1 pseudogene is annotated in these 1,382 nt (G+C 67.6%); it reads left to right on the forward strand.

From position 1 onward, the window contains the following. A pseudogene (locus E1263_RS43960) lies at positions 1 to 740 on the forward strand (hypothetical protein); the annotation flags it as partial. Positions 741 to 1,382 lie beyond the last annotated feature (642 nt).

Below are 1,382 nucleotides of genomic sequence, written 5' to 3' on the forward strand. Positions count from 1 at the left end.
GGCGGAAGGCGCTTGGTGGGGTGCGGGACTTCTTTGGTCGACCTGCTTATGGGGTGGTCGGCGCTGTCGCCCTCGGGGTGGCGGTCGTGCTGGGAGCGGGGCTTGCGGTTCGGGCGGTGCTGGGTTCGTCGGGTGCGACTGTGGCTGCGTCCGAGCAGGTGCCTGTCCAGGTAGCGCCGACAAGCGCAGCAAGGCCGACAGATTCCGGCCCCACGTCTGCTCCACGTCGGACAGACCCGACTCCGACTCCGGCTCGCACGGAGACTGCGGGTCCGCCGACACCTCGGAGTACGGATCCGTCGACGCCTCGACGTACTGGCTCGGGCCGGAGCGTGGGGGAGTGGATCGGCACGTTGCGGGGGCTGGATGTTCAGCGAGCACAGGCGTTCCGCACGTTGGACGTCGCGACGCTCGACAAGGTCTATGTGCCGGGCAGCGCACCCTGGCAATCGGATCGTGCGCTCCTTGCCTCCTACCGCAAGCAACGTATCCGCATTCACGACCTGCAGATTCAGATCGACAAGGCGACCATCACGAAGGAAACCCCGACCACAGTTATCCTCCGTACGACGGATCACCTAGCGGCCGGCCGAGCAGTCGACGCAACCGGCGCCAGCACACCTCTTCCACCAGGCACCCCCACGACGCGACTCATCACGCTGACCACCAGCCCGCCCCCGGGGACGCCGGGCAAACGAAGACCGCTCACCTGGCGCATCGCGACCATCACTCCAGCATGATCCGCAGAGGTGGCTTCCAGCTCATCAGCGGACGGAGGCCGCGGAGCCGAGCGGCCGGCTATCTCGCCAGGTGACCGATCTTCCTTACCTGGTTGGGGTGGGAGCCAGTGAAGTACCGGACTGCACTCCGCGGTGAGCGTCCGGGGCGGCTCGGAGACCGGCACAGGTGAGTACAGCGCTCTGACTCCCACCGCCTGAGCGATCGCTGCCGCGGGAGATCGGTGGTGTCGGCAGACAGCATCAAGGACTGCAGGTGTATGCTCCGGCGGGTGCTTTCCACGCTCTCAAGCCCGGCTGGCACGACGGTCGCCGACTACATGCAGTCGTTCGTGCCGCCAGTCGCCGGCCCGCCAGACGGCGAGCCGCGGACACCAGTCCGGTCCACCGCGGCACGGCGGGTGGTGGCGGCACGCCGCAACTCATGTCCCGAATTCGGCCATTCGCACTGCGGTCGAACCATGCAGCGCTGACCTACAGCGATGCTTATCGAAGCCTCGACTGTGCGGAGTATGTCGCCGGTAAACGATGCACAACGGCACAGTGGCCACACTCGATCCCACATTTACCCGGCACCCCGGCACCCCGGCACCCCGGCACCCCGGCACCCCGGCACCCGCACCCCGGCAGGCTGGTGCACGCATG

Origin of the sequence: Kribbella antibiotica (assembly GCF_004349055.1) — a bacterium.
Taxonomy (GTDB): Bacteria; Actinomycetota; Actinomycetes; order Propionibacteriales; family Kribbellaceae; genus Kribbella; species Kribbella antibiotica.